The sequence below is a fragment of the Raineyella antarctica genome (assembly GCF_900092135.1).
Lineage (GTDB): Bacteria > Actinomycetota > Actinomycetes > Propionibacteriales > Propionibacteriaceae > Raineyella > Raineyella antarctica.
In genome coordinates this window covers 31,777-50,673 of the sequence record NZ_FMYF01000002.1, presented here as the reverse complement: position 1 = coordinate 50,673, position 18,897 = coordinate 31,777, and the positions used below count along the sequence as shown (strand labels likewise).

At 70.9% G+C, this 18,897-nt stretch carries 20 protein-coding genes; 11 read left to right on the top strand and 9 right to left on the bottom strand.

Features of this window, described 5'->3' with window-relative positions; all coding sequences use genetic code 11:
* Positions 1-37: 37 nt before the first annotated feature.
* From GA0111570_RS02725 to GA0111570_RS02710, 4 genes are all read right to left on the bottom strand, one after another.
* On the bottom strand, positions 38-1,093 hold the full coding sequence (locus tag GA0111570_RS02725; RefSeq protein WP_092606139.1) for a permease: 1,056 nt from the start codon (positions 1,091-1,093) through the stop codon (positions 38-40).
* A complete protein-coding gene (locus tag GA0111570_RS02720) occupies positions 1,084-1,422 on the bottom strand; it encodes an ArsR/SmtB family transcription factor (RefSeq protein ID WP_217633992.1) in 339 nt (112 codons plus the stop codon). Before GA0111570_RS02720 ends, GA0111570_RS02725 begins: the two co-directional genes overlap by 10 nt.
* A 78-nt stretch (positions 1,423-1,500) precedes the next feature.
* Positions 1,501-2,475: a CAF17-like 4Fe-4S cluster assembly/insertion protein YgfZ gene (gene ygfZ / locus GA0111570_RS02715; protein ID WP_092606135.1), complete on the bottom strand. Its 975-nt coding sequence runs from the start codon at positions 2,473-2,475 to the stop codon at positions 1,501-1,503.
* 1 nt (position 2,476) lies between these two features.
* Positions 2,477-2,974: a heme-binding beta-barrel domain-containing protein gene (locus GA0111570_RS02710; protein ID WP_092606133.1), complete on the bottom strand. Its 498-nt coding sequence runs from the start codon at positions 2,972-2,974 to the stop codon at positions 2,477-2,479.
* 170 nt (positions 2,975-3,144) lie between these two features.
* On the opposite strand from GA0111570_RS02710, the gene dtd reads away from it, so the two are divergent.
* Both dtd and GA0111570_RS02700 read left to right on the top strand, forming a co-directional pair.
* Positions 3,145-3,594: a D-aminoacyl-tRNA deacylase gene (dtd, locus tag GA0111570_RS02705; protein ID WP_092606131.1), complete on the top strand. Its 450-nt coding sequence runs from the start codon at positions 3,145-3,147 to the stop codon at positions 3,592-3,594.
* The gene (locus tag GA0111570_RS02700) at positions 3,594-4,274 is read left to right on the top strand and encodes a cation efflux transmembrane domain-containing protein (RefSeq protein ID WP_245702998.1); all 681 of its coding nucleotides are present in this window, start codon (positions 3,594-3,596) and stop codon (positions 4,272-4,274) included. The genes dtd and GA0111570_RS02700 overlap by 1 nt, the downstream gene beginning before the upstream one ends.
* Before the next feature lie 17 nt (positions 4,275-4,291).
* On the opposite strand, the gene GA0111570_RS02695 is transcribed toward GA0111570_RS02700, so the two are convergent.
* Positions 4,292-4,549, bottom strand: coding sequence for a MoaD/ThiS family protein (locus GA0111570_RS02695; protein ID WP_092606127.1), 258 nt, complete (start codon positions 4,547-4,549; stop codon positions 4,292-4,294).
* Between the two features lie 245 nt (positions 4,550-4,794).
* Between GA0111570_RS02695 and GA0111570_RS02690 the strand changes: the two genes are divergently transcribed.
* From GA0111570_RS02690 to GA0111570_RS02655, 8 genes are all read left to right on the top strand, one after another.
* Positions 4,795-5,436 carry a winged helix-turn-helix domain-containing protein gene (locus tag GA0111570_RS02690; protein WP_092606125.1) on the top strand — a complete coding sequence of 214 codons (642 nt, stop codon included), beginning with the start codon at positions 4,795-4,797 and terminating at the stop codon, positions 5,434-5,436.
* Positions 5,437-5,470: 34 nt separating this feature from the next.
* Positions 5,471-6,349 carry a mycothiol synthase gene (gene mshD / locus GA0111570_RS02685; RefSeq protein ID WP_092606123.1) on the top strand — a complete coding sequence of 293 codons (879 nt, stop codon included), beginning with the start codon at positions 5,471-5,473 and terminating at the stop codon, positions 6,347-6,349.
* Positions 6,350-6,444: 95 nt separating this feature from the next.
* Positions 6,445-7,338 (top strand): NUDIX hydrolase, encoded by an 894-nt coding sequence (locus GA0111570_RS02680; protein WP_175557296.1) that lies wholly within the window; start codon positions 6,445-6,447, stop codon positions 7,336-7,338.
* A gap of 238 nt (positions 7,339-7,576) precedes the next feature.
* Complete coding sequence (gene pstS / locus GA0111570_RS02675) at positions 7,577-8,683, top strand: phosphate ABC transporter substrate-binding protein PstS (protein ID WP_092606119.1); 1,107 nt, start codon at positions 7,577-7,579, stop codon at positions 8,681-8,683.
* A gap of 201 nt (positions 8,684-8,884) precedes the next feature.
* Positions 8,885-9,841: a phosphate ABC transporter permease subunit PstC gene (pstC, locus tag GA0111570_RS02670; protein WP_092606117.1), complete on the top strand. Its 957-nt coding sequence runs from the start codon at positions 8,885-8,887 to the stop codon at positions 9,839-9,841.
* On the top strand, positions 9,841-11,004 hold the full coding sequence (gene pstA, locus GA0111570_RS02665; RefSeq protein WP_092606115.1) for a phosphate ABC transporter permease PstA: 1,164 nt from the start codon (positions 9,841-9,843) through the stop codon (positions 11,002-11,004). The genes pstC and pstA overlap by 1 nt, the downstream gene beginning before the upstream one ends.
* 27 nt (positions 11,005-11,031) lie before the next feature.
* Positions 11,032-11,811 carry a phosphate ABC transporter ATP-binding protein PstB gene (pstB, locus tag GA0111570_RS02660; protein WP_092606113.1) on the top strand — a complete coding sequence of 260 codons (780 nt, stop codon included), beginning with the start codon at positions 11,032-11,034 and terminating at the stop codon, positions 11,809-11,811.
* Positions 11,812-11,905: 94 nt separating this feature from the next.
* Positions 11,906-12,829 carry a DUF2510 domain-containing protein gene (locus GA0111570_RS02655; RefSeq protein ID WP_175557295.1) on the top strand — a complete coding sequence of 308 codons (924 nt, stop codon included), beginning with the start codon at positions 11,906-11,908 and terminating at the stop codon, positions 12,827-12,829.
* Between the two features lie 33 nt (positions 12,830-12,862).
* Here the strand turns inward: GA0111570_RS02655 and GA0111570_RS02650 are convergent, their stop codons facing one another.
* Together GA0111570_RS02650 and GA0111570_RS02645 are read right to left on the bottom strand one after the other, a co-directional pair.
* A complete protein-coding gene (locus tag GA0111570_RS02650; protein ID WP_092606109.1) occupies positions 12,863-14,128 on the bottom strand; it encodes a glycoside hydrolase family 3 N-terminal domain-containing protein in 1,266 nt (421 codons plus the stop codon).
* Positions 14,129-14,133: 5 nt separating this feature from the next.
* Complete coding sequence (locus GA0111570_RS02645) at positions 14,134-15,537, bottom strand: mycothione reductase (RefSeq protein ID WP_092607091.1); 1,404 nt, start codon at positions 15,535-15,537, stop codon at positions 14,134-14,136.
* 79 nt (positions 15,538-15,616) lie between these two features.
* Here GA0111570_RS02645 and GA0111570_RS02640 point away from each other — a divergent pair, with 79 nt between their 5' ends.
* Complete coding sequence (locus tag GA0111570_RS02640) at positions 15,617-16,270, top strand: GOLPH3/VPS74 family protein (RefSeq protein WP_175557294.1); 654 nt, start codon at positions 15,617-15,619, stop codon at positions 16,268-16,270.
* 10 nt (positions 16,271-16,280) lie between these two features.
* Here the strand turns inward: GA0111570_RS02640 and ccsB are convergent, their stop codons facing one another.
* Both ccsB and resB read right to left on the bottom strand, forming a co-directional pair.
* Positions 16,281-17,276, bottom strand: coding sequence for a c-type cytochrome biogenesis protein CcsB (gene ccsB / locus GA0111570_RS02635; RefSeq protein WP_092606107.1), 996 nt, complete (start codon positions 17,274-17,276; stop codon positions 16,281-16,283).
* On the bottom strand, positions 17,276-18,850 hold the full coding sequence (resB, locus tag GA0111570_RS02630) for a cytochrome c biogenesis protein ResB (RefSeq protein WP_092607086.1): 1,575 nt from the start codon (positions 18,848-18,850) through the stop codon (positions 17,276-17,278). Before resB ends, ccsB begins: the two co-directional genes overlap by 1 nt.
* Positions 18,851-18,897 lie beyond the last annotated feature (47 nt).

Here is an 18,897-nt window from a genome sequence, read left to right as displayed (position 1 = left end):
GATGGGGCACTTCTGGGGACTGTGGGGACGGAGCGGGTCAGGTCGGCAGGACGGCGTTGAACAGGTAGCCGACGGCGATGATCCCGACCGCTGTGATCGCGGCGAAAGTGGCGATGAGCCTGGGCTTGAGGACCCGGCGCAGCAGGATCATCTCCGGCAGCGAGAGGGCGACCGTGGCCTGCATGAAGGCGAGCAGGGTTCCCATCGGCAGTCCCTTGGAGTGCAGGGCGTCGACCAGCGGGAGGATGCCCGCCGCGTTCGAGTAGAGCGGCACCCCGACCACGACGGCGATCAGCACGGCGAACGGGTTGTCCTTGCCGGCGTACCGGGCGAAGAAGTTCTCCGGCGCCCAGCCGTGGATCACGGCCCCGAGGCCGATGCCGACCAGGAGGTAGGGCCAGATCTTCTTCAGGATCGAGCCGACCTCCTCGACACCCATCCGGACCCGGTCGGAGAAGGTCAGGCCGACGCTGGAGTTGATCACCTGGCCGCGCAGCCGGGTCTCGAACACGAACGGTTCGACCCAGCGCTCCAGCTTGAGCCGTCCGATCACGAGCCCGGCGATGATCGCGATGAGCAGCCCCGAGCCGATGTACAGCGCCGTGGGCCCGGGTCCGAACAGGCCGAGCAGCAGCGCGATGGCGACCTCGTTCACCAGCGGGCTGGCGATCAGGAAGCTCATCGTGACCCCGAGGGGTACGCCGGAGGCGACGAACCCGATGAACGCCGGAACCGCGCTGCAGGAGCAGAACGGCGTCACCACCCCGAGGCCGGCGGCCAGCACGTTGCCGACCCCCTCACGCCGGCCGCCGAGCAGCGCCCGGGTGCGCTCGACGCTCATGTAGGAGCGCAGCACCGTGACCAGGAAGATGATGCCCGCGAGCAGCAGCACGATCTTGATGGTGTCGTAGAAGAAGAAGTGCACCCCCGAGCCCAGGCGCGAGGTCAGGTCGAGCCCGACCACGTCCCCGACCAGCCAGTTCCAGAACGGCTGGTTCACCAGGTAGAGGCCGGTCCATGCGGCGGCGGCCAGGGCGAGGACGCCCCACAGCCGGACGAACGGCCGGACGCCGGGCTGCTGGATCACCGACATGGCGTGCCTCCTTGGCAGCCGCCGGAGGCGCCCGGAAGCGCAGCGTGCAGGCGCTCGAGGGCGTCCTCCGCCAGTGTGTAGTCGACCCAGCGGCCCCGCTTCGCGCTCGTCACCAGGCCGGCATCACGGAGCACCTTGAGGTGGTAGCTCAGCTTGTTCTGCGGGATCTGCTCGGCCGGCTGCAGGTCACAGACGCACTTGGTGCCCTGCGCGGCGAGGCGTTGGAGGATGCTCCAGCGCACCGGATCAGCTGCCACCGCGAGGAGGGCCACCGCATCCTCGGGCGAGACGCGGTCCCATTTCACATCGAGCTGGATTGATTCAAGCACACTTGAAGTGTGCGACGCTGTCGACCCCTTCCGCAAGCAAGGAAAGGCAAAGTGCCGAGGATCACACCGGGCCTGCGGTCACCCCCTCCCGGGGCGTACGTGCAGCCCGACCTCCGGGTCGACGATGACCTCCTGGGAGGCGGCGACCTCGCCGACGACCAGCGGGGCGTCGACCGGCACCGAACGCTTCACCAGGGCGAGGGCGATCGGGCCCTCCTCATAGTGACGGGCGGCGGAGCCGACGAAGCCGACCGTACGATCCGGGTCGTCGCGCAGCGCGACCGGCGAGCCGTGACCGGGCAGCATGTCCATCGAACCGTCGAGCTGGAGCCTGACGAGGCGGCGCGGCGGCCGGCCCATGTTCCAGACCCGGGCGACGGTCTCCTGGCCGGTGTAGCAGCCCTTGTCCATGTGCACGGCCCCGCCGAGCACCCCGATCTCGTTGGGGATCGTACGCTCGTCGGTGTCCACGCCGATCCGGGCGATGCCGGCGGCGATCCGCCGCGCCTCGTACGCCCACAGGCCGGCCCGATGCGGACGCTCGGCCAGCGCGGCCAGCGCCCCGCGGGGCACGAACAGGTCGGTGCCACCCAGGGAGTCCTCGGCGCGGCGGGTGATGATCGCGTCCGGCCAGCCGGCCGGGTCCTCGACGGTCCAGACCACCGCGACGTCGGCCGAGCGGTCGGTCACCTCGACCCGGCTCATGAAGCGCATCCGGTCCAGGAAGGCAACCAGGTCACCGACCCTCCCGGGCTCGGTGTGCACCCACAGCACCTCGCCGTCGTCGACGAGGAACAGTGCGTGGTCGACGTGCCCGTTGGGGTCCAGCAGCAGCGCCGTGGTGCCCTGGTGCGGGGCCAGCGCCAGCAGGTGCTGGCTGGTCATGGCGTGCAACCAGGTCAGCCGGTCCGGGCCGGCGACGGTCAGGACGCCCCGGTGCCCCAGGTCGACCCAGCCGCGGCCCTGGTCCAGTTCGCGCTGTTCGCGCGCCGGGTTGCCGCAGTGCACCACGGCACCGGCGTCGATGCCGTCCTCGGCCCGTACGAGTCCCATCTCAGTGCGCGGTCCGCTTGAGGCGGGCCCACATGTACGGCTGCAACTCGTGCTCGGTGGTGGCCCGGTCGAAGGTCCACAGCAGGTCGCCCTCCACCTGGCCGTACAGGCGCTGGCCGCCGGTGTAGCCCGGAGCGGTGACCGTACGCGCGACGGCGTCGGTCGCCAGCTGGATGCGGGCGCCCTCGACCTTGCCGAACCACACCTCGGAGTAGCCCTCGGGGTGGCACATCACCACCTCGACGGAGCCGTCGGCCTGGGGCCGCCAGAAGCCGGTCTCCATCGACCGCGGCGCGACCGGCTGGCCCTCCTCGTCGGCGATGAAGGTCTGCGAGAGGTAGTGCAGGTAGCCGCCACCGTTGTCGGTGAACTCGACCACCTGCCCGTACTCGAACTCGCCCTCGGTGGGCCACTGGCCCTTGCCGGTGCCCTCCCATCGGCCGATCATCCAGGCGATCGGCATCAGCAGCGGGTCGAGGTCGGGGCGAATCTCGAACATCTCAGTTCCGTCCTTGTTGGTCCATGATGAGGCGGACGACCAGGTACAGGGCCAGCACCCCCACCAGCACGCAGATGCCGATCAGGAGGGCCGAGTAGAAGGTCGCCACCCGCACAGTGTAGGTGGGCACCACGACCGGCCCCTCGCACGACGGCAGTAGGGTCGGGGCCATGCGTGCAGTGGTCCAACGGGTGAGTTCGGCGTCGGTCACCGTCGGGGACCGTACGGTCGGGGCGATCGACGGGCCCGGCCTGCTCGTGCTGCTGGGCATCACCCACGACGACACCGAGGCGTACGCGCAGCGGCTGGCCGAGAGGATCTGGAACCAGCGGATCATGGCCGACGAGCGGTCCTGCGCCGACCTGGGCGCCCCGCTGCTGGTCGTCTCGCAGTTCACCCTGTACGCCGACACCCGCAAGGGCCGCCGTCCGGGCTGGAGCGCCGCGGCGCCACGGCCGGTCAGCGAGCCGCTGGTCGACGCCTTCGTCGCCGCGCTGCGCGGGCTCGGCGCCCGGGTGGAGACCGGCGTGTTCGGCGCCGACATGCAGGTGGCGCTGGTCAACGACGGGCCGGTCACCCTGGTGCTGGACCAGCCGCCGGTCGGACCGGGAATACCGTGATGGAGGAAGGGATGGGCGCCGACAACGCCGGGCGACAGGAGGCACCGGTGCGGCAGGACGCCGACCCGGCAGCGGTCCGGGCGCTGCGGCGCACCGCGCTGGTGGTGGTGGCGCTCAACCTGGCGTACTTCTTCGTCGAGGTCGGGGTGGCGCTGGCCATCCGGTCGGTCTCGCTGTTCGCCGACTCGGTGGACTTCCTGGAGGACACCGCCGTCAACCTGCTGATCTTCATCGCGTTGGGCTGGAGCCTGCGCGCGAGAGCCCGGGCCGGCAAGGCGATGGCGGGGATCATCGTGCTGCCCGCGCTGGCCGCGGTGGTGATGGCAGTGCTGAAGTTCGCCGACCCCGAGCGCCCCGATCCGCTCTCCCTGGTGGTGACCGCGGGCGGGGCGATCGTGGTGAACTCGATCTGCGCCTGGCTGCTCGCCCGGCACCGGCACAACGTCGGCTCGATGTCCCGGGCCGCCTTCCTGGCCGCGCGCAACGACGTCTATGCCAACGCCGCGATCATCGCGCTCGGTGTGGTGACCATCTTCTGGGCCTCCGGCTGGCCGGACATCGTCCTGGGCATGTTCCTGGTCCTGCTGAACTTCACCGCCGCCAAGGAGGTCTGGGAGGTCGCCGAGGAGGAGGACCTCGCGGCCAAGGCCCTGGCCGGCGAGGCCATCGACGACGACTGACCACGCTGGCCGGCGGCTCAGCCCCCGGCGAAGGGCGGCAACGCCTCCAGCTCGACCGGCCCGGTGAGGGGACGGGTGCGATCCGCGTCGCCGAGCCGACGCCCGTCGACCAGGAACGAGCACAGCCCGATGACCCGGGCGTACTCCGCGTCTCCGGGGCGAGCGGCGGCGGCCCGATCGAGGGCGGCGGCCACTGTCGGGGCCTCCACGACGTCGGTCTCGACGCCCGCGGCGTCCCGCGCCCCGGCCCAGTAGCGAATGGTGATGGTGGCCATGCAGCCATGCTGCCACGCCACCCCGAGCCCTCCGGCCGCGGGCCCGGGGCGCGCCCAGAGGCGCTCCGGCGTGTTCCGGACGGGTAACAGGGCTGTTCCGGTGTCGTGGCGCGCCGATGACGGACCCACGCAACGGCGCGGTACCAGTCCCGCCCGGTTGCAGTCCCTGCCACGGCACCGGCGCGTCCGGCGCCCGAACAGGATATTTTTGGCCTCGGAAGCGAGGTGCGGTGCAACTATTGCTGATGACCACGAGGGATGACGCGGAGTCGGTCATGCCCTCGCTCGGGCTGCTCTCCCACCAGGTGGCGCTGGTCCCCCTCGACGCCGCGGCCCTGCTGCACGTCACGCTGCCCGACGTCATCCTGATCGATGCCACCTCGGCGTTGTCCCAGGCACGGGCACTGACCCGGGTGATCGGCACCAGCGGCAAGCACGCCCCGATCCTGCTGGTCACCGGCGAGGGCGGCCTGCCGGCCCTGTCCACCGACTGGGGGTTCGTGGACTTCGTGCTGGCCCAGGCCGGTCCGGCCGAGCTGGAGGCTCGGCTGCGCCTGGTCACCTCCCCGGTCGGCCGTGACGAGGTGATCACGACCGGCAGCGTGACGATCGACGAGGCCGGCTACGCCGCCTCGGTCAACGGGCAGCCGCTGGACCTGACCTACACCGAGTTCGAGCTGCTCAAGTACCTGCTCCAGCACCCGGGGCGGGTCTTCAGCCGCGAGCAACTGCTCTCGGACGTGTGGGGCTACGACTACTTCGGCGGCTCCCGTACGGTCGACGTCCACGTCCGCCGGCTGCGGGCCAAGCTCGGCCCCGAGCACGAGGGGATCATCGGCACGGTCCGCAACGTGGGCTACCGCCTGGTCCCCGAGGCGAACGGCTGACCGGACCGGCTGTGCCACCGGCTAGCGTGGTCCCATGCGCTACGAGCCGACCTTCCTCGACGACCCCGACGACAGCCACCGTACGGAGATCCTCGCGATGGCCGGCGCGGCGGCGGCCTTCGACGGCGTCGACCCGCTGAACGAGGCGGCCCGGATGAGCCTGCGCCCCGGCGCCGCCGGCGCCCGGCACCTGGTGCTGTCCGGCCCGGCCGGGATCGAGGCGTACGCCAACCTCTCCGCCACCGCCGAGGGGACCGCGATCCAACTGGTGGTCGCCCCCGAGGCCCGGCTCACCGGCATCGGCACCGCGATGCTCGAGGCGGCACTGGCCGCCCTGCCGCCGGACCCCGCCCCCGGGATCTGGTCCTTCGGGGACCTGTCGGCCGCCCGCGGCTTCGCGGCCGCCAACGGGCTGCGCCCCGGGCGCAACCTGCTGATCATGGAAGCGCCACTCACCGGCATCCCGGCCCCCCGACTGCCGGCGGAGGTGACGGTTCGCGCGTTCCGCCCCGAGGACGAGGCGGCCCTGCTGGGCGTGAACGCCCGCGCCTTCGCCCACCACCCCGAGCAGGGCGCGATGGATGCGGCCGACTTCCGGGCCCGGACCTCGGAGGACTGGTACCGCCCCGAGGACCTGCTGGTCGCCGAGCGGGACGGGCGGCTGGTCGGCTTCCACTGGACCAAGCGCCACGACGCCGACCTGTGGGAGGTCTACGTGATCGGGGTCGATCCGGTGGCGCACGGTGGCGGCCTGGGCAAGGGCCTGCTCCGGGCCGGCCTGCAGCACATGGCCGAGCAGGGCGCCCGCCGGGTGATCCTCTACGTCGAGGGCGACCAGGAGGTGGCGGTCGGCCTGTACCGGGCGCATGGCTTCCGTACGATCCACACTGACGTGATGTACGTCCCTGCCTGACCGGACGCCCGGATTAGGATGATCCCGCCGCCCCGGCCATGGTCGACCGGATCCGCGGCACCGCAGGCACTGCTCCACCAGACAGGTCACCCCCCATGCCCAGTCCCATCCTCGCGGCCGGCGCGGTCGTCCTCCGCCCCTCGGCCACCGACGCAGACGGCACCGAGGTGCTCGTCATCCACCGGGCCGGCTACGACGACTGGACCCTGCCCAAGGGACACAAGGATCCCGGCGAGCCGCTGCCGCTGACGGCGGTCCGCGAGGTCACCGAGGAGACCGGGGTGGCGATCCGGCTGGGCGCCCGGCTGGAGACCTCCCACTACCCGGTCAACGGCCGGCCCAAGGAGGTGCACTGGTGGGTGGGCATCCCGACCGGCGCCCCGGCCACCACGCCTGACGAGGAGGCCGACGTCGTCCGCTGGGCGAGGGTCGAGGAGGCCACCCGCCTGCTGACCTTCGAGAGCGACCGGCACCTGGTCGCCCACGCGGTCGAACTCGCCGCGGTGGTCCCGTTCCTGCTGGTGCGGCACGGCAAGGCGCTGGCCCGGACCAAGTGGAAACATGCCGATCGACGCCGCCCACTCACCAAGCGCGGCCGGCTGCAGGCGCGCTCGCTGGTCCCCCTGCTGTCCGCGTTCGGCATCGAGGAGGTCGCCAGCTCCGACGCGGTGCGCTGCGTCGACACACTGGTCCCGTACGCCACCGCGCGCGGGCTCGAGGTGCACCGGTACGAACAGCTGACCGAGGACGCCGCCGAGGAGAACCCCCAGCAGGCCGAGGACCACACCCGGGAGCTGGCCGGCACCGCCGCCTCCGGGGGGACCCCCACCGCCATCTGCGGCCATCGACCGGTGATCCCGATGATGCTGGCCTCGGTGGGACTGGAGAGCGTGCCGATGCGCACAGGAGACTGTGTGGTGGCCTACCTCGATACACAGGGGAAGGCGGTCTGCAGCGAAGTGGTCGAGGCGCCCCTCCCGGAGGACTGACCGGCGTCCTGGCCCCGGTTCCATGCGCTGCTGGCAGGGACAACCCTTGCCACAGAACTCGAGGGGCCGCCACACCCCAGTAGCGGGTGTGACCGAATCGTGACCGACAGCCGTTCCTTAGTTCACCCAGAATTCACCCAAGTTGGGCCTCCGCGTCATCCGCCGAGCTTAACGTCGCCCGCGGAGCCACCTCCGGCGGCCCCGAGCTCGACAATCATCATCCCCGAAGGGAATCTTTGTGAAGATCTCGCGTGTTGGCGCTTCCGTCGCCGCTGCCACCGCTCTCGTCCTGGGCCTCTCCGCCTGCTCCAACAACCAGGCCGCTACGCCGAACAGCAGCGCCTCGGCAAGCACCGGCAACCTGACCGGCACCCTCTCCGGCGGTGGCGCGTCCTCGCAGGAGTCGGCCATGACCTCCTGGATCGACGGCTTCAAGGCTGTCCAGCCCGGCCTGACCGTCCAGTACAACCCGGTCGGCTCCGGCGCCGGTCGCAAGGGCTTCCTCGAGGGCCAGTACATGTTCGCCGGCTCCGACTCGGCGATGTCGACCGACGAGTGGACCAAGTCGAAGTCCATCTGTGGCCCCGACGGCGCCTTCCAGGTCCCGGCCTACATCTCCCCGATCGCGGTTGCCTACAACCTGCCCTCGGTCAAGGAGAACATCAAGATGGATGCCGACACCATCGCCAAGGTGTTCAACGGTTCCATCAAGAAGTGGAACGACCCGGCCATCGCCTCCCAGAACGCCGGCGTGACCCTGCCCGCCACCAACATCACCCCCGTGCACCGTGCGGACGAGTCGGGCACCACCAAGAACTTCACCGACTACCTGAGCAACGCCGCCAAGACCGCGTGGCCGCAGAAGGCCGCCGAGGCCTGGCCGTCCGGCTACGCCGGCGAGTCCGCCCAGCAGACCACCGGCGTGGTCTCCCTGGCCAAGTCCACCGAGGGCTCCATCGTCTACGCGGATGCCTCCGCCGTGGGCGACCTGGGCACCGTCGCCGTCAAGGTCGGCGACAACTACGAGAAGTACACCCCCGAGGCTGCTGCGAAGACCGTCGCCTCCGCCAAGAAGATCGGTGGGATGGCCCCGCAGGACATGGGTGTGAAGATCGACCGCACCAGCACCGAGGCGGGCACCTACCCGATCGTCCTGGTCTCGTACCACATCTACTGCACCACCTACAAGGACCAGGCCACCGCCGACAACGCCAAGGCCTTCGGCAAGTACGTCCTCTCGGCCCAGGGCCAGAAGACCGCTGCCGACGCCGCCGGTTCCGCTCCGATCTCGGGTGACACCGAGAAGGAGGCCCTGGCCGCGATCGACACGATCAAGGTCGCCTGAACCACAAGCACCGCACCCACCTCTGGGTGATTGCGTTTCTCACACGGACAGCCGCCGGCGCGCCACTCGGGTGCCGGCGGCTGTCCGTATAGTCAGCCCTAGCCAAACTTCCGGATCGCTGCCACCTCATCGGTGGGGCAACGTCGCCAGAAGGTCCGTTTTCCGTTCCCGTCCCCTCACACTCCTGTAAGGAGGGAAACCATGTCCGAGACCACTGTGACCCCGCCGGAGACGCGCAACAAGCTCACCGGCGGCGGCTCGGCCGGCCGGGCCGGCGACAAGATCTTCTCGGGTCTCACCCTCGCTGCCGGCATCCTCATCTTCGTGGTGCTGGCCGTCGTCAGCCTGTTCCTCGTGCTCGAGGCACTGCCCGCGATGACCGCAGCACCGGACCAGATCACGTCCCACCAGAGCTTCTGGTCGTACGTGGCGCCGCTGGTCGTCGGGACGCTGATCGCCTCGGCGATCGCGCTGGTGGTGGCCACCCCGATCGCCATCGGCGTGGCGCTGTTCATCTCCCACTACGCGCCCGCCCGCATCTCCCGGACCGTCGGGTACGTGGTCGACCTGCTGGCCGCCATTCCTTCCGTCGTCTACGGCGCGTGGGGTTACCTGGTCTTCGGACCGGCCCTGGTGCCCGGGTACAAGTGGTTGCACGAGAACCTCGGCTTCATCCCGGTCTTCGGCCAGCCCTCCGCCACCGGACGTACGCTGCTGACCGCCTCGCTGGTCCTCTCCGTGATGATCCTGCCGATCATCACCGCGCAGTGCCGGGAGATCTTCATCCAGACCCCGAGCCTGCACCAGGAAGCCGCCCTGGCCCTGGGCGCGACGAAGTGGGACATGATCCGCGCAGCGGTCTTCCCCTTCGCCCGCAACGGCATCATCTCCGCCATCATGCTCGGCCTGGGCCGCGCCCTGGGCGAGACCATGGCCGTCACCCTGGTCCTGTCGGCCGGCGCGCTCACCCCGAACCTGATCGGCGTGGGCAACAACACGATTCCGGCAGAGATCGCGCTGAACTTCCCCGAGGCCTTCGGCATGCGCCAGAGCGAGCTGATCGCAGCAGGCCTGATCCTGTTCGTCATCACCCTGCTGGTGAACATGCTGGCCCGCTGGATCGTCAGCCGTTACTCCGAGTTCTCGGGAGCCAACTGATGTCCACCACCACTGAAACCTCGCAGCAGTCGCCGCGCCCCCAGCGCTCGGCCGCCTCCGGCAACACCCTCAAGGCCGGCCAGCTGCCGTCCTGGTCCCGGGCTGCCACCCTGGCCGGCTCCCTCGCAGTCTCGGCGGTGATCTTCCTGGTCGCCGGGTGGAACTGGGTGCCCGTCCTGCTGGTCGCCGCCCTGCTCTTCCTGGTCGCGCACAGCGCCTGGACCTTCGCGGTCGAGGGCCGACGCCACGGCCAGGACGCCTTCTGGGGCACCGTGGTCTGGATGGCCTTCCTACTGGCACTGATCCCGCTGGTGTCGATCGTCTGGACAGTGGTCGCCAACGGCGCCCCGACGCTGGTCCGGCCCGGCTTCCTCACCCACGACATGGCCGGCGTCACCGGCGTCCAGGACCGTCTCGCCCAGCGGGGTGGCGACCTCGCCGGCGGTATCCAGCACGCCCTGGTCGGCTCCCTGCTGATCACCCTGGCCGCCACCGTGATCTCGGTCCCGATCGGCCTGCTCACCTCGATCTGGCTGGTGGAGTACAGCCGGGGCAGCTGGCTGTCGCGGACGATCACCTTCCTGGTCGACGTGATGACCGGCATCCCCTCGATCGTCGCCGGCCTCTTCGCCGCCGGCATCATGATGGTCTTCTTCGAGTGGCAGAGCGGCGGCATCTCCGGAGGCCGCCAGACGATGGGCATCACCGCGGCCATCGCCCTGTCGGTGCTGATGATCCCCGTGGTCGTCCGGACCACCGAGGAGATGCTCCGCGTGGTGCCGAACGAGCTGCGCGAGGCCTCGTACGCCCTGGGCATCCGCAAGTGGCGAACGATCTTCAAGGTCGTCATCCCGACCGCGATCTCCGGCATCGCCTCAGGCGTCACGCTGGCGATCGCCCGGGTGATCGGCGAGACCGCCCCGATCCTGGTCACCGCCGGTGTCGCGACCGGGACCAACTGGAACCTGTTCCACGGCTGGATGATGACCCTGCCGGTCTACATCTACCGCCAGCTGGTCAACCCGACCGCCCCGGCCGCCCCGGACCCGTCCACGGCCCGTGCGTGGGGTGCGGCGCTGGTGCTGATCATCGTGGTGATGGGCCTGAACCTGCTCGCCCGCGTCATCGCGCGCCGGTTCGCGCCCAAGACCCTGGGCCGCTGAGCCCTCCGACACAGAAGGAACCCATCCATGTCCAAGCGAATCCAGGCCAAGGACGTCAACGTCTACTACGGGGACTTCCTCGCGGTCGAGGGTGTCAACATCGAGATCGAGCCGCGTACGGTGACCGCCTTCATCGGCCCCTCCGGTTGTGGCAAGACCACCTTCCTGCGCACGATCAACCGCATGCACGAGGTGATCCCCGGCGCCCACGTCAAGGGCGAGGTGCTGCTCGACAACGACAACATCTACGAGAGCGGCGTCGACCCCGTCAACGTCCGCGGCCTCGTCGGCATGGTCTTCCAGCGGCCCAACCCGTTCCCGACGATGTCGATCCGCGACAACGTGCTGGCCGGCTACAAGATCAACGGTCGCCGGCTGAGCTCCCGGGCCGCCGACGAACTGGTCGAGAAGTCCCTGACCGGCGCCAACCTCTGGAAAGAGGTCAAGGACCGCCTCGACCAGCCCGGCTCGGGCCTGTCCGGTGGCCAGCAGCAGCGCCTCTGTATCGCCCGTACGATCGCGGTCGAGCCCGAGGTGATCCTGATGGACGAGCCCTGCTCCGCCCTCGACCCGATCTCCACCCTCGCCATCGAGGACCTGATCGAGGAGCTGAAGGAGCAGTACACCGTCGTCATCGTGACGCACAACATGCAGCAGGCCGCGCGAGTGTCCGACCGAACCGGCTTCTTCAACATCGCCGGCACCGGCAAGCCCGGCCACCTGATCGAGTACGACGACACCGAGAAGATCTTCTCCAACCCGTCGAACAAGCAGACCGAGGACTACGTCTCCGGCCGCTTCGGCTGATCACTGACCGCTCCCGGACCCGACCGGAGACCCCGAGGGCCGGCGCCATGTGCGCCGGCCCTCGTCGCACCAGGGCACCCGTAGACTCGGACCCGTGAGCACGCAGGCTGGGTGGTATCCGGATCCGGGCGGCCAGCGCGGGAAGTTCCGCTACTGGGACGGCCGCGGCTGGACCGTCGCGCTGAGCAGCGACCCGACCGCTCCCCCGCCGGGCTTCCCGAGCACACCACCGCCGACACCGCCCCCACCACCGCCCGGTGGCGGCGCGTACGGTCCAGGCACGTACGGACCCACCCCGCCCCCGATGGAGCCCCCGCGCCGCCGTACCGCGATCGGCTGGTGGCTCGCCGCCGGTGCCGTGCTGGTGGCCCTGCTCCTGCTGGTCACCTGGGCGATCCGCGCCGGGACCGGCCTGTCCACCTCCGGCGCCGGCCGCGGCGGCCAGCCCACCACCCAGGTGTGCCCACCGGGCGAGCTGGGCACCCCGACCCCGATGCCCGTCCAGCCGGCCGACGGCCGGGTGCATGGCGGAAAGCTGTCCTACCCGGAGCTAGGGGCGCCCTTCGGGCCGGTGATCCCGGAGGACCAGGTGCCGTTCGCCCGCAACGCGGTCCAGCAGCTGTACGTGGTGGAGGCCGACTTCGACGGCCGCAGCGACTGGGTGGCCCAGGTGATGATCGGCGACCTGCTGGCCGGGGACGGCTTCTTCAGCCCCGAGGACGGCTCCCGGATCGTCGTCGACTGCGTCGTCGATCGGTTCTACGGCGACTCGACGGTCACCCGGAACGACGTCCGCAACGCCGCGACCACCATCGACGGGCATCCGGCCTGGGTGGTCGAGTCGAAGCTGTCCTTCAACGTACCCGGCCTGAAGACCAAGGGCGAGCGGCTGCTGGTGGCGATCGTCAGCACCGGCCCGTCCAGCTCGGGGATCTTCTACGCCTCGATCCCGGACACCACGCCCCAGCTGCTGGAGCCGGCCCGGCAGGCCATGGCGGGGCTGAGGGTGGCCGGCTGAAGGTCGCCCCACGGCAGGCCGCAGGGGCGACGGTCAGCCGGCGGAGCAGCCGGCCAGCCCGCGGCCGGCCTTCATCTCCAGCACGCGCAGGGCGCTGTCCCGGACCTGGCGGTCGAAGGCCGGGTCGTGGGCGGCGGTGTCGGCCAGGCCGGTGACCATGTCGTCGGCCAGGGTCGGGTCGACGGTGATGGCGATGTCGCCGCCGGCCCTGACGAACCGCACCGCCCGCTCGCCGGGGGCCACGGACTGCACCTGCGCGGCGACGCCCAGGTCGTCGGAGACCACGACACCGTGCCAGCCGAGGTCCCCGCGCAGCATCTGCCCGATCACCACCGGGGACCACAGCGCGGGCTGCTGGGCGTCGATCCGGGTGTAGCGGGCCGAGGAGATCATCACCATGTCGGTGCCCGCCCCGATCGCGGCACCGAAGGGTGCCAGCAGCGGGTCGTGGCGGACCGTACGGTCATCGGTGACGCCGGTGGCGAAGTCGGTGTTGCCGACCACCTGGCCCAGGCCCGGGAAGTGCTTGACGGCGGTGCCGGTGCCGCCCGAGCGCAGCCCCGAGACGAACGCCCGGACGCTGCCGGAGACCGCTGCGGGATCGGAGCCGAAGCCGCGCCCGTACCTGGCGATCGGCTCGTTGACGGCGACCCGGTCGGCGGGGACGACGTCGGCCACGGGGGCGAGGTCGACGTCGATGCCGGCGCGGTGCAACTCCTTGCCCCAGGTCCGGGCGTCGTCGGCCAGCCGGGTGGTCGACAGCTTGCCCTGGTCGGCCGCCGAGGGCATCGCGGTGAAACCGGTGCCGGACAGCCGCCTTACCTGGCCGCCCTCCTGGTCCACCGCGACCACCAGCCCGTCGCGGCCGGCGCCGGCCCGGATCGCATCGGTCATCTGCCGGACCGAGGTGACCCCTGCCTTGCTGGTACCCATCAGGATCACCGAGCCGAGGTCCTGCCGCTTCACCAGGGCGGCGGTCGCGGCCGGGTCCTCACCGACCTGGTGGCCGACCATCACCAGCTGTCCGGCGCGTTCGGCGGGCGTCATCGCGTCCACCCGCAACCGGCAGCTGTCGGCACGGATCACCGGCGGCACCCCGTCCGGCCCCGTCGAGCCGGGTGTCGAAGCCGGTGCTGGGGTCGTGGTCGCCGTCGGAGCCGTGGTCGACCCCGGGCCGGCGGTCGCCGATGCGGTCGGGGTGGCCGAGCGGGGGCCGCAGGCGGCCAGGGAGAGGGCGAGGACGGCCAGGCCGGCAGCCAGGACGGTCCGGTGGCGGAGTGGCGTGCGGGGAAGGGACATCGGGATCAGTCCAACGGGAGGGCGAGCAGGGCGTTCTCGAGCACCTCGGTGAGGGCCGGGTGGATCCAGTACTGGCCTCGGGCCATCGCGCGGACGTCCAGGCCGAAGCTCATCGCCTGCAGCACGGGCTGGATCAGGATCGATGCCTCGGGGCCGATGATGTGGGCGCCGAGCAGGTGGCCGGTGACCGGGTCGGCGAGCAGCTTGCAGAAGTGGCCGGTGTCCTCCATCGCCCAGCCGTACGCCACGTCGCCGTACTGCTGCACGGCCGAGACGTACGTGATCCCCAGCGCGCGGGCGGCCTGCTCGGTCAGGCCCACGGCGGCGACCTGCGGGGAGCCGAAGACGGCGTGCGGGACGTACCGGTGGTCGGTGGCGACCGGGTGGTGCGGGCTCAGCAGGTTGTGCTGGACGGTCCGGGCCTCGGCGTTCGCGACGTGCTTGAGCAGGTGTTCGGAGGACACGTCGCCGAGGGCCCAGATGCCCTGCACCGGGGTGCGCTGGTACTTGTCGACGGGGATCCGGCCGTCGGCGGCCAGCTCCAGCCCGGTCGCCTCGGTGGCCAGCGTGTCCCCGTTGCGGGTGCGCCCGATGGCGGTGAGGACCAGGTCGGTGTCGTACGAGGCCGGGCCGCTCGGTCCGACCGTGTTCACCCGGATCCGGCCGTCCTCGAGCTGTTCGAAGGACTCCAGGTGCTCCTTGAGCCGCACGGTGCAGCGCTCCGACAGCGACTGGGTGAAGCGGCGCGAGACGTCCTCGTCCTCGCGGCGCAGCAGCGCCCCCGAGCGGCTGACCACCGTCACCTCGACCCCGAAGGCGGAGAAGAGGTGGGCGAACTCGGCCGCCACGAAGCCGCCGCCGAGGATGACCATTCGGCGGGGCAGCTCGTCGATCCGCATCACGGTGTCGCTGCTGTGCAGGGTGACCTCCTCGGCGCCGGGGACGTCGGGTCGGCGCACCCGCGAGCCGGCGGCGATCACGACCTGGTCGGCGGTGATGTCCTCGGTGCTGCCGTCCTCGGCCACCACGGTGAGCCGGCGCAGCCCGGAGAAGTGCGCCCGGCCCTGCAGCAGGGTGACGTTCGGCATGCCGGTCGTACGCCACTGGCGGCCGGCCTCGGTGATCGGGTCGATCCGGCCGAAGATCCGGTCCCGGACCGCACGCCAGTGCACCCCGTCCAGGGTGAGGTCGATGCCCAGGTCACGGGCGTGCTGCACCGAGGCGGCCAGGTCGGCCGGGTGCACGTACATCTTGGTCGGGATGCAGCCCAGGTTGAGGCAGGTGCCGCCGAAGAGCTTGTCCGGACCGACGCCGGCATCGATGATCGCGACCTGCCGGTCGGCGAACCGCTCGTCGATGATGGAGTTGCCCGACCCGGACCCGATCACACAGATGTCGAAATGGCGCACGATCCCCACTGTAGTGAACGTCACCACTCCCGGCCGTCGGGCCCGCGGCCGCTGGGCCGGGGCGACCTACGCTGGAGGCATGCTCTGGGCCGAGAACCTGCTGCTCCTGCTCACCGATCGGCGGACCGGACGATTGGTGGTGCCGTGGAACCGGGTCGACCTGGCGCTGGCCGGTTCGGTGCTGGGCCAGCTGTGGCGGACCGGCCGGATCGACGTCGACCACCCGGAGCGGCCCCGTCTGCCGGGGCGGATCCACGTGCTGGATGCCTCCCCCACCGGGGACGAGGTGCTGGATCGGGTGCTGGCGATCCTGGCGACCACCGAGCGGCGCCCCATCCCGGCCCTGCACCGGATCAAGGCCGGCGTGCGCCGCAGCCTGTACGAGCGGCTGGAGGCCGAGGGGGTGCTGGTGCACCGGACCGGCCGGGCGCTGGGCTTCATCCCGCTCGACCTGTGGCCGGTCCGGGACGCGCGCAGCCACGAGCCGTTCACCCGCAGGCTGGTGAACTGGTGGACCTCGCCGACCTACCGGGAGGCGAGCGACGACGCCGAGTGCGCCTCAGCGACCGCCCTGCTGGGCGCGATCGGTGCGGTCGGGCCGGTGGTCCGGCGGGTCGGGCCGGCCCAGCAGGCCAGGGGCGTGCAGCGCACGGCGGCGCTGGCCCGGGAGGCGTCCTGGGTGGCCACAGCGGTGCACCAGATCCACACCTCCCAGCAGGCCGGCGCCGCCTAGGCCACGCGGTTCAGACCCCGGCGTACGAGTGCAGGCCGCTGAAGACCAGGTTCACGCCGATGAAGTTGAACCAGAACGAGACGAACACGATGATCGACAGGATCGCGGCGCGCGAGCCCTTCCAGCCGGCCGTCAGGCGGGCGTGCAGGTAGGCGGCGACGATCACCCAGGTGACCAGGGAGAAGGTCTCCTTGGGGTCCCAGCCCCAGAACCGGCCCCAGGCGTACTGGGCCCAGACTGCGCCGGCAGCGACCGCGAACGTCCACAGCGGGAAGCCGGCGGCGGTGGTCCGGTAGGCCCACAGGTCCAGCTTCTTGGTGGAGGGCAGCTGGGCCAGCCAGCCACGGGTGGTGCCGCGCTCGTCGGAGCCCTTGCGCAGCAGGTAGAGGATCGAGAGCAGCGAGCCGATGTTGAACAGCGCGCCGGCGATCGAGGCGGCCACGATGTGCACGACGAACCACCACGAGTGCAGAGCCGGCACCAGGTCGGCGACCGCGACGTAGAAGACCTCGACGGCCAGGCCGACACCGATCGTCGCCAGCAGGGTCACCGGCAGGCCAAGCCAGCGCATCCGGTGACGCATCGCGAGCACCAGGAACGCGGCCACGATGAACATCACCGTGGTGATGGTGAACTCGTACATGTTGCCCCACGGGAAGCGGTGCGCAGCGACCCCGCGCAGCGCCGTCCCGACCACGTTCGCGACCCAGCCGACCATGGTGATGGCGAGCGCGATCCGGCCCCACTTGTCGGTCCCCTCCGGGGCACGTCCCGGGTCGACGGTGACCGAGGTGCGCACCGTACGGTGCGACGTACCGTCGGCCGTCCCGGCCGCCTCAGCGGCTCCCACCGTCGCACCGACGAGGGCCGGCTCGGCCGTCTCGGCGACGGTCTCGTCCGGGACCCGGCGGGCCATCGCCCACTCCAGGCCGAAGACCATCATCGCGACCAGGTAGAGCAGCCACGCGGTCATCATCGCGAGGTTCGAATATGCAGCGAAATCCATCACTCATCCCCTTCGGACGACGGCGTCGCCCCATCATCCATCACGGCGACGACCGCCGCCACATCATCATCGAGCCCGGTCCGGGCATCGGCACGATCCAGCCCGCCGACCTCGACGAGCGTACGTCCGTCCTCGCCCTCGACCGCCCGGGCCCAGAGGCGCCGGGGGCGGATGAACAGCGAGAGCATCAGGCCGACGATCGCCGCGCCGACCGATCCCACGGTCAGCCCCAGGCCGGGGCTGGAGGACATCTGCAGCTGGGCCCAGCGCTGCCAGCCGACGAAGGTGAGGCGACCGCGCCCGTCCGGCAGGTCGACGTAGTCGCCCTGCTTGAGCTTCACCGCGAGCGGCGTGCCCTCGGCGGTCTTGATCTGGGTCATCCCGGTCGTGTCGAGCGAGTAGACGCTCTGCGGCTTGCCCGTCTCGGGGCCGGGCGGGCTGGTCCAGGCGTTGAGGAACAGTTCCGGCACCAGGGCGTCCGGGAAGAGCGAGTGCGGGCCACGCTGGTCGACGGTCGCCGTCGGCAGGAAGAAGCCCTGGAAGGCGAGCACCTCCGGGCGGGCGTCGAGCGCCTTGATCGCCCCGGTCGAGGTGAAGTTGCCGTCCTGGGGCAGGAACACCACCGGCCCGTTGAAGGCGACGTTGCCGTTGCCGTCGGTGACCGAGACGATCGGCGCGTAGCCGTGGGAGGACAGGTGGATCTGGGTGCCGCCGACCTGGACCGGGCTGTTCACCTCGAGCACCTCCTTGTGCGGGGTGGCGCCGGGCGCGTCGGTGACGGTCAGGTGCGCGGTGAACTGGCGGGCCGCGCCGGTCTGCACCGGGCCGGTCTCGAAGCGTACGACGAAGTCGTCCAGGCTCAGCGAGAACGGCGGGAGGTTGCGCGGGGAGAACAGGCCGCCGCCGGTGAAGTCGTCGTACTGGGTGATGTTGTTCGAGAAGCCCTGGCCGGTGACGACGATCGAGGTGCCCTTGTAGCCGAACAGGTTGGTCCAGGCGACGCCGATCAGCAGCACCACCATGCTCACGTGGAAGAGCAGGTTGCCGAACTCGCGCAGGTAGCCGCGCTCCGCGGCGACCGAGTCGCCCCGGCGCACGACCCGGAAGTGGCGGGACTTCAGGAGCGTGGCGGCCGCCGTCAGCGCCTCCTCGGCGGAGCGGGTGGTGGAGGAGGTGGTGGACTCGGGCAGCCGGTCCAGCCGGCGGGGGGTGGCCGGCGGCTCGGCCCGGACAGCCTTGAAATAGACCCGGACCCGGGGCAGGATGCAGCCGATCAGGGAGATGAACAGCAGCAGGTAGACCGCCGAGAACCACGGCGAGGTGTAGACGTTGAACAGGCTGAGCGACTCGTAGACCTTGGCCAGGTCCGGGTTGGCTGTCTTGAACTCCAGCACCCGGGCCGGCGAGATCGACTTCTGCGGCACCATCGCGCCGGGGATCGCCGCCAGGGCCAGCAGGAACAGCAGCACCAGGGCCGTACGCATCGACGTCAGCTGGGTCCAGAGCCAGCGGCCGGTCTCCGCCAGGGACAGCGCCCGGGGCTTCTCCGTGCCGCCCTTGCGTGTCTTCTTCATCCGGTCTCCTGTGCTGCCGCCGGTCGCGGCGCTGGTCGGTTCCTGCG

Excerpts from the sequence above, each read along its gene's own strand:
- mshD (WP_092606123.1), top strand. The coding sequence starts at position 5,471 with ATGCGCTACGAGCCGACCTTCCTCGACGACCCCGACGACAGCCACCGT.
- ccsB (WP_092606107.1), bottom strand. The coding sequence starts at position 17,276 with ATGGATTTCGCTGCATATTCGAACCTCGCGATGATGACCGCGTGGCTG.
- resB (WP_092607086.1), bottom strand. The coding sequence starts at position 18,850 with ATGAAGAAGACACGCAAGGGCGGCACGGAGAAGCCCCGGGCGCTGTCC.
- GA0111570_RS02695 (WP_092606127.1), bottom strand. The coding sequence starts at position 4,549 with ATGGCCACCATCACCATTCGCTACTGGGCCGGGGCGCGGGACGCCGCG.
- ygfZ (WP_092606135.1), bottom strand. The coding sequence starts at position 2,475 with ATGGGACTCGTACGGGCCGAGGACGGCATCGACGCCGGTGCCGTGGTG.
- GA0111570_RS02650 (WP_092606109.1), bottom strand. The coding sequence starts at position 14,128 with ATGTCCCTTCCCCGCACGCCACTCCGCCACCGGACCGTCCTGGCTGCC.
- GA0111570_RS02640 (WP_175557294.1), top strand. The coding sequence starts at position 15,617 with ATGCTCTGGGCCGAGAACCTGCTGCTCCTGCTCACCGATCGGCGGACC.
- GA0111570_RS02690 (WP_092606125.1), top strand. The coding sequence starts at position 4,795 with ATGACCACGAGGGATGACGCGGAGTCGGTCATGCCCTCGCTCGGGCTG.
- GA0111570_RS02710 (WP_092606133.1), bottom strand. The coding sequence starts at position 2,974 with ATGTTCGAGATTCGCCCCGACCTCGACCCGCTGCTGATGCCGATCGCC.
- pstC (WP_092606117.1), top strand. The coding sequence starts at position 8,885 with ATGTCCGAGACCACTGTGACCCCGCCGGAGACGCGCAACAAGCTCACC.
- dtd (WP_092606131.1), top strand. The coding sequence starts at position 3,145 with ATGCGTGCAGTGGTCCAACGGGTGAGTTCGGCGTCGGTCACCGTCGGG.
- GA0111570_RS02680 (WP_175557296.1), top strand. The coding sequence starts at position 6,445 with ATGCCCAGTCCCATCCTCGCGGCCGGCGCGGTCGTCCTCCGCCCCTCG.
- pstB (WP_092606113.1), top strand. The coding sequence starts at position 11,032 with ATGTCCAAGCGAATCCAGGCCAAGGACGTCAACGTCTACTACGGGGAC.
- pstA (WP_092606115.1), top strand. The coding sequence starts at position 9,841 with ATGTCCACCACCACTGAAACCTCGCAGCAGTCGCCGCGCCCCCAGCGC.
- GA0111570_RS02700 (WP_245702998.1), top strand. The coding sequence starts at position 3,594 with ATGGAGGAAGGGATGGGCGCCGACAACGCCGGGCGACAGGAGGCACCG.
- GA0111570_RS02725 (WP_092606139.1), bottom strand. The coding sequence starts at position 1,093 with ATGTCGGTGATCCAGCAGCCCGGCGTCCGGCCGTTCGTCCGGCTGTGG.